General features: G+C 47.1%; 8 protein-coding genes. 1 reads left to right on the top strand and 7 read right to left on the bottom strand.

All coding sequences use genetic code 11. From position 1 onward, the window contains the following. Nucleotides 1–151: 151 nt before the first annotated feature. Together CKO12_RS01510 and CKO12_RS01505 are read right to left on the bottom strand one after the other, a co-directional pair. Nucleotides 152–430 (bottom strand): DUF6364 family protein, encoded by a 279-nt coding sequence (locus tag CKO12_RS01510; protein WP_200152959.1) that lies wholly within the window; start codon nucleotides 428–430, stop codon nucleotides 152–154. 126 nt (nucleotides 431–556) lie between these two features. After that, nucleotides 557–2,056, bottom strand: coding sequence for an Lcl C-terminal domain-containing protein (locus tag CKO12_RS01505; protein WP_200152958.1), 1,500 nt, complete (start codon nucleotides 2,054–2,056; stop codon nucleotides 557–559). A 223-nt stretch (nucleotides 2,057–2,279) separates the two neighbouring features. Here CKO12_RS01505 and tmpT point away from each other — a divergent pair, with 223 nt between their 5' ends. Next, entirely contained in the window at nucleotides 2,280–2,924 is a 645-nt protein-coding gene (tmpT, locus tag CKO12_RS01500; protein ID WP_200152957.1) for a thiopurine S-methyltransferase, read from the top strand. 1 nt (nucleotide 2,925) lies between these two features. Here tmpT and CKO12_RS01495 read toward each other — a convergent pair whose 3' ends face one another. The 5 genes from CKO12_RS01495 to CKO12_RS01475 form a co-directional block, all read right to left on the bottom strand. After that, nucleotides 2,926–3,960 carry a hypothetical protein gene (locus tag CKO12_RS01495; RefSeq protein ID WP_200152956.1) on the bottom strand — a complete coding sequence of 345 codons (1,035 nt, stop codon included), beginning with the start codon at nucleotides 3,958–3,960 and terminating at the stop codon, nucleotides 2,926–2,928. Next, nucleotides 3,957–4,490: a DUF2273 domain-containing protein gene (locus CKO12_RS01490; RefSeq protein ID WP_200152955.1), complete on the bottom strand. Its 534-nt coding sequence runs from the start codon at nucleotides 4,488–4,490 to the stop codon at nucleotides 3,957–3,959. The genes CKO12_RS01495 and CKO12_RS01490 overlap by 4 nt, the downstream gene beginning before the upstream one ends. Before the next feature lie 28 nt (nucleotides 4,491–4,518). Continuing rightward, a complete protein-coding gene (locus CKO12_RS01485; RefSeq protein WP_200152954.1) occupies nucleotides 4,519–4,884 on the bottom strand; it encodes an HVO_A0114 family putative DNA-binding protein in 366 nt (121 codons plus the stop codon). An 88-nt stretch (nucleotides 4,885–4,972) separates the two neighbouring features. After that, entirely contained in the window at nucleotides 4,973–5,257 is a 285-nt protein-coding gene (locus CKO12_RS01480; protein ID WP_200152953.1) for a nucleotidyltransferase family protein, read from the bottom strand. Between the two features lie 149 nt (nucleotides 5,258–5,406). Further along, nucleotides 5,407–6,930: an Lcl C-terminal domain-containing protein gene (locus tag CKO12_RS01475; RefSeq protein ID WP_200152952.1), complete on the bottom strand. Its 1,524-nt coding sequence runs from the start codon at nucleotides 6,928–6,930 to the stop codon at nucleotides 5,407–5,409. Between the last annotated feature and the right edge of the window lie 64 nt (nucleotides 6,931–6,994).

Below are 6,994 nucleotides of genomic sequence, written 5' to 3'. Positions count from 1 at the left end.
CGGAGTAGCGATTAAAAACTGAATGTAATCTTGTTCGGTACATTTTGCAGCGTTCATCTTTGTATAGCCAAGCCAGAATAAATTGATTGCGGCACAACAGTAGGATTGAAGGTGCTGCGCCGATTTTAACAATCATTTTGTGGTGGATCGACTATATTCTAAAGCTATTTTTGGTCAACTGCGTAACTCCTAGATATTTATCCTGCAAATAACGCTGATAATCCGCTTCGTCAATGGCGGTCTGTTTGATGATACCAATCAACGATTTGGTAATTGGTGGAATTGCAGCATCAATGCGTTCAGTGTGCGTTTTTTGTTCAACATATTCGCTAATAATGCGGCACACCATTTCATCGGCAGAGGTCTGAGCTTGTGCGGCGATGACTCTGAGATGAGTTTCAACTTCTGGATTAAGATTGATTGTTATCATTTCAATACCATTTACATTGGAGACGCAAATTATAGGTAGTGCTTTAATCTATAAAATAGAGTTGCGAACCTACCTATTTTCTGATTAAAAGCGTTGCATTTTATTAAACAATCAAAAAGATCAAAATCACTGTCCGCCGCGCACGAGGCGAACGTGGAAGGAATTGTACCGATAGCTGTAGTAACCGGCGTAGCCATCGCTGAAATAAACGCTCCACGCGTAGTCCGAGTAGCCAGCATACGGAGAACCGGACCAAAACCACGAACCAGGCGTATTTGGAAAAGCCTGCTGGTTAATTGTTGGTTTTTGACCGGTTACGATCAGCTTTTTTAATTCATCAATCGTCGGTAAACGCCAATCTGTGTATCCAGCATGGCGCGTATCTTTCGCAACTTTGATAGCATTATCCCACTTGAATTGTTTAGCCTCGCCAACACAACCACAGGTTTGACCGGTCCACGTTTGCCCTAATGCACAGCGCATCCATTGCAAATTAGTTTGCGTATCCAACGCCACACCATCACCTAAATCTAAATAGCGTCCTTGCTTATCAATTGGCTTGCGAGTCTGAGCCTGCGGTAACTGAATTTGCGGCTTGGGATTGATTGCAGTCGGGCGGGCAATTGTGATGCCAGATAATCCCAACACCAAACCACGACAGCCCAACAATTCCACTGCTAAATCACGCAGCGGAATGGTAATGCTGGTATCAATTCCTTCTTTTTCAATAAAACCGCGCAACACCCGTTTTAATGCCTCGCGGCGAGTGATGGACAATTGATCGGCTAATAAATCAATCACATCGCTGCTGTGATTATAACTATCCGCGATTTTATACAGCGCCTTGTGACTCGATGCCGAGATGTTATCCAAAATAAACTGGTGTTCAATGCGCCCCTGTGCGCCATTCACTTCAATCAAACGGTCATACGCATCAAAGCCATGCGCGTCGATTTCATCAATCAAACCATCAATAAAATCGCCTAATGTAATTTCTTCGCGCCATGGCAATTCCACATCTTTCAGCGCCTTCTGGAGATATTTAATCTCGGTAATGCTCCAATTCCCCGCTTTCAAAGTAAAAAAGTCTTGAATCACCCGCAGCATTCGCAATTTAGCGGGATAGCGATCAGGATAATCATGGGTTTCCAACGTCAATAACCAACTGTGAATGTTCTGTTGAATCTCAATGGTATCAACCCGTTGTTCCAGCGCCATAAAGCGATCTGTAATCCGCTTTGCCATCATGGTCAACATATCCCGCGTTTCGGTTTCCTTGACCGCCAACGTGAGCAAATTGTTTTTCACCGTGATCATGGTATGTGCGAGCATCAACTCGCGCTCATTCAATAACTGCAAATAGCGCCAACTCAGGCGCTGCATTTCAAACAATTGCGTTTGCGCGGCGGTCGTGTGCGCTTGCGTATTACCAGTTAAACCGCCCCACAGCCGCTTAAAAAATGGTTGTTTCACCACAATTGCCAATTGATCGGGACGCACTGACAATAAGCGCGTCGCATCCATTGCCAATTGTTCAGTATCCGCCGCTCGTGCGCTAGCTCGCGCTAACAACGGTTCCAAGGTGCGATCAAAGGTAGCAAGTTCGGTGGCGCTGGCATTAAACATGAGGGAAACCTGTAAAAGCGGAACGGTGCGCAAAGTTTAGACCGTTTGGCATAAAGAAGCACAACTTTTTTAGCATTTTGTGGGAGGTTAATCGGCGTTAGTGCGGCTAAATGCGGTTGTTTTTTATGTAGACGCAATTGCGTTGTGAAGTGCTATCATTAGCGCCGCTGGTCAATGAAAAACCGCAGCGATTGAGAGATTTTATTGCAGAGGAACGTGAATAATGAATCCCGAATTTTGGCTTGAACGCTGGCAACATGGCGACACTGGTTGGCATTCGCCGGAAATCAATCGGCATTTACAGGAGTTTTGGCCACAATTCAATTTACCTGCGCAAGCAACCGTATTGGTGCCATTGTGCGGCAAGACGCTAGATTTATTGTGGTTAATGAGCCAAGGGTTGCGCGTGATTGGCGTTGAACTCAGCCCATTAGCGGTGGAAGAATTCCTTGCTGAACACGAATTAACGGCAGTCGTGATGGATACGCCACCATTGCGCCGTTATCAGGTAGATGAATTGACGCTATTGTGCGGTGATTTCTTTGCGCTCACTCCCGTGCATTGCGCTGGAATTGATGCAATTTATGATCGCGGTGCGTTGGTTGCATTGCCATCTGAATTGCGCGAGCGTTATACGGAAGTGCTCAAAACAATAGCACCGACTGCGCCCAAGTTGTTAATTACGTTTGCGTATGACCAACAACAAATGAATGGCCCGCCATTTGCGATCCAACCGGCGGAGGTACGACGCTTATTTGCAGAACAAAGCGTTATTGAATTGGCAACGTTTGATGTTTTAAGCGAGGCGGGAAATTTGCGCCAGCGCGGTGTGACGGCGCTGGCAGAACAGGTGTGGAAAATCGTTTGAATTAAATGCGGTTAATTGCCGCCAGTGCATCCTCACCGGCGCGATCAATTGCAGCAATCTGCGTATTAAATTGCTGCTGTAACGTCTGTTGAATTTCTAAAAACCGCACAAATGCGGCTTGCCCTTGCTGCATATCCTGCGCCGTTTCTTCTAATGCCGTTAATGCGCCGCGCATGATCTCTTGGGTGAAAAGATCGGCTAATTGCCGCGCCGTTGCGGTGGGATTGGAATCAAGCGGCGCATCGCGGTATAACTCCACAGCGCGTTCGCGGTCAATTCCAAACCGTTGCTGCATTTGTATTAAAAAACTCTCGTTGGGCTGATCGGGATGATTTAATACGCCTTTGTGCATGACGGTTAAAGCACGAGCAGATGCAGCTTGTTGCAACGCAGTTTCAGAATTGGGAGCCGCTGGATTGAGCGTGGAATGGCTCAATTCCTTGCCACAATCCCGAAGAACAGCAATTGCATCATCAAGAGAAAGTTTTCCAGATTTCAATTGGTTAACAAAAGAATCCACCTTGTCGGCAGCAATTACGCCCTCCCGACCCAACTCCCGAAATAGCGCCTCAACTTGCGCCGTTTGATCGGCGAGTGATGCTGGTTGCTGCGTGGCGACGGGTTGCGCTTTGGCTTGGAATAACGCTTGAATTTTATTAAGAATTCCCTTGCCGAGTACCGAGCGTTTCTCGTCGTTTTTACCGCCGCTGTGCGCCAACCGATAAACGCCGTAACCGAGTCCCGCACAAATGGCGATGCTGCCCAATACCCAGCCGACCGGCGTGGTAATCGTCGCAACTGTTGGAATTCCAATGGTTTTCAGCATACCCGCTGGCAGCCAACTTAAAACGGTTCCCAGCCCCGAAGTGCTAATCACGTTGGCACCAAACCAACCGGCAATGCTTGGCGCAGCAACGCCGCCCAGTGTTGCGCCCAGCGCGGTGCTGCCCGCCGCACCGGCGACCGTTGCTGCATCCGGTTTTTTTGTGGCTTCATAAGTCTTGATGCGATTCTTCAATTCTAATTGATCATTCATGACGAAAACCCATTAGCAAAGTATTCATCGCGCAGCGCCAAAAAGATGTCGGCGATTAAATGAAAAAAGCGTTTTGCAACGGTAATCAAATCTTCAATAAGTGAATACTGAACGTGTTGACCTTCGGCGATTTTGTCTAAACGATGTCCATTCAACATGCCGATGGTGATGCCAATCGTCATCGCAATTGGCGCGAGCAGCGGACCAATAAACGGAATCATGCCCACCAATGCGCCAAACGCTGCGCCGAGGATTGCGCCAATCACCATGTGCGGATTGGCTTTAATGAACTCCCAGATTTTCATAATGATCACGCGCCCGATATTCACCACCTTGCCGGCGATGATCTTGGTTTTTTCCCACAAATCCTCCATTCGCGTCACCAATTCCAAAGGTGCGCCGCGTGAATGCAGCAGCGTTGCCATATCCACCCAATCCAATTGATTGGTTTGCGAATTCAAAATCATCAGCTCTAATTTCGCCTCAGTGCTGGTGATGCTGGGTCGAACTGTGGTGGTTATTGTACTCATTATTGATCTCCATCAATTGATTGTAAGTTCAAGCTGCCTGAGCGATTGTTGTTAAGCGCCATTCAATTGCATCCCAAGAAATTGCTACGCCTTCTGGCGTCTGTGCGATTAAATCAAGTGCCAATAATGCCGTAATATCCGCTTGAACAGCATGATAATCACGCTGCAATTTTTGTGCTAATTGTTGAACACTCACGGTTCCAAGTTGCTGGAGCGTTTGCAATAAAACAAATCGCTCAGGTGTGATTGCACGATACGCATCGAGCGGATCAAGATAATTCAAAATATAGTCCGTTTCTGGTATGGATTCACCAGCATCAGCACGGCGGGCAATATCAAGTGTCCGCGTCATCATTTCTGCTTGACTAAAGTTTGTAATGATTGCTTTTGGCATGTTTTAAGCTCCGAGGTGAGGACGAATTGCAGCAGCAAAATCATTTAGCAATTGGGTCAAGGTGCTAAAGATATAAGGTCGCTGTTTATTATAAAAAACGCGCCTCGCGCAGAATGCGATCACGCAGCGCCGGATGCAGGCTCCCCTCCGTAATGACATCCACTTTGCGCTGGGTTAATTCCTGAACATCCGCAAGTAATCCGCCCAGTATCAGTCCGCTTTTACCCGGCGGCAGCGCAACCAGCAGATCAATATCGCTATTCGTATTGGCATCACCCCGCGCCATAGAACCGAAAACGCGAATGTCGTCAATGCCGTAACGGGCGGCAAGCGTCAAGATGGCAGCGCGGTGATGTTCAATAAAAGGGTGCATATCAATGATCTCATGCTGAGTTTATGATTAAACCTGCTCAAATAATGCGGTAATGAAAACTCAATGCTCATTAACCATTTCAAACTTCCTCGAAATTATTTAATCACATCAATTGAATTGCAATCATTAAACAATCAAAAGGATCAAAATCACTGTCCGCCGCGGACGAGGCGAACGTGGAGATCCAAGCCGCAATCGCTGTCGCCGGCGTAGCCATTGCCGAAATCCACGTACCACGCTTTGCTGGCAATCGGAGAGCTGGACCAAAACCATTTTAGCGAAAAAAATCCATAAGGTGTATTAGGAAAAGCTTTATGATCTATAGCAGGTTTTTGACCTTCAACAATCAGCACTTTTAATTCATTAATCGTTGGTAAACGCCAATCTGTATATCCAGCATAGCACGTCTCTTTGGCAACTTTTAAGGCGTCATTCCAATTGAATGTATTAGCCGATCCGACACAAGTTTGACCGTTCCAAGTCTGCCCCAGCGCACAGCGCATCCATTGCAAATTGGTCTGCGTATCCAACGCTACACCGTCGCCCAAATCTAAATAGCGCCCTTGGCTATCAATTGGCTTGTGAGTCTGCGGTTGCCGTGTAGCAACTAGCGTTGTCGGTTTATTTTCAGTCTGCGGTTGCTGAATTTGTAGCTTGGGATTGATTGCAGTCGTGACGCCAGACAATCCCAACACCAAACCACGACAGCCCAACAATTCCACTGCTAAATCACGCAGCGGAATGGTAATGCTGGTATCAATTCCTTCTTTTTCAATAAAACCGCGCAATACCCGTTTTAATGCTTCGCGGCGAGTGATGGATAATTGATCGGCTAATAAATCAATCACGTCGCTGCTGTGATTGTAACTATCCGCGATTTTATACAGCGCCTTGTGACTCGGTGCCGAGATGTTATCCAAAATAAACTGGTGTTCAATTCGCCCCTGTGCGCCGTTTACTTCAATCAAGCGGTCATACGCATCAAAGCCCTGCGCGTCAATTTCATCAATCAAACCATCAATAAAATCGCCCAGCGTAATGCCTTCACGCCACGGCAATTCCACCTCCTTGAGAGCCTTCTGTAAATACTTAATCTCGGTAACAGTCCAATTCGCCGATTTTAAAGCAAAAAAGTCCTGAATCACCCGCAGCATCCGTAACTTAGCCGGATAGCGATCAGGATAATCATAAGCATCCAACGTCAATAACCAACTGTGAATGTTCTGTTGAATCTCAATGGTTTCAACGCGCTGCTCTAACGCAGTAAAGCGTTCAGAAATGCGATTTGCCATCATGGTCAACATATCCCGCGTCTCGGTTTCCTTCACCGCCAACGTGAGCAAATTGTTTTTCACCGTGATCATGGTATGCGCGAGCATCAACTCGCGCTCATTCAATAACTGCAAATAGCGCCAACTCAGCCGCTGCATTTCAAACAATTGCGTTTGCGCAGCAGTGGTTTGCGCTTGCGTATTGCCGGTTAAACCACCCAGCAACCGCTTAAAAAATGGTTGTTTCACGACGATTGCCAATTGATCGGGACGTACTGACAGCAAGCGCGTGGCATCCATTGCCAACTGTTCGGTTTCAGCCGCCCGCTCACTGGCTCGCGCCAGCAACGGTTCCAAAGTGCGGTCAAGGGTGGCAAGTTCTGTGGCGTTAGCATTAAACATGAGGAAAACCTGCAAAAGCGGAAAGGTGCGCAAAGTTTAGACCTTTTTGCGGCAACTGAGCACA

The sequence above is a fragment of the Chromatium okenii genome (assembly GCF_016583745.1).
Classification (GTDB): Bacteria; Pseudomonadota; Gammaproteobacteria; order Chromatiales; family Chromatiaceae; genus Chromatium; species Chromatium okenii.
This window is presented reverse-complemented; position numbering and strand designations above follow the sequence as displayed.

Excerpts from the sequence above, each read along its gene's own strand:
- CKO12_RS01510 (WP_200152959.1), bottom strand. The coding sequence starts at position 430 with ATGATAACAATCAATCTTAATCCAGAAGTTGAAACTCATCTCAGAGTC.
- CKO12_RS01505 (WP_200152958.1), bottom strand. The coding sequence starts at position 2,056 with ATGTTTAATGCCAGCGCCACCGAACTTGCTACCTTTGATCGCACCTTG.
- tmpT (WP_200152957.1), top strand. The coding sequence starts at position 2,280 with ATGAATCCCGAATTTTGGCTTGAACGCTGGCAACATGGCGACACTGGT.
- CKO12_RS01495 (WP_200152956.1), bottom strand. The coding sequence starts at position 3,960 with ATGAATGATCAATTAGAATTGAAGAATCGCATCAAGACTTATGAAGCC.
- CKO12_RS01490 (WP_200152955.1), bottom strand. The coding sequence starts at position 4,490 with ATGAGTACAATAACCACCACAGTTCGACCCAGCATCACCAGCACTGAG.
- CKO12_RS01485 (WP_200152954.1), bottom strand. The coding sequence starts at position 4,884 with ATGCCAAAAGCAATCATTACAAACTTTAGTCAAGCAGAAATGATGACG.
- CKO12_RS01480 (WP_200152953.1), bottom strand. The coding sequence starts at position 5,257 with ATGCACCCTTTTATTGAACATCACCGCGCTGCCATCTTGACGCTTGCC.
- CKO12_RS01475 (WP_200152952.1), bottom strand. The coding sequence starts at position 6,930 with ATGTTTAATGCTAACGCCACAGAACTTGCCACCCTTGACCGCACTTTG.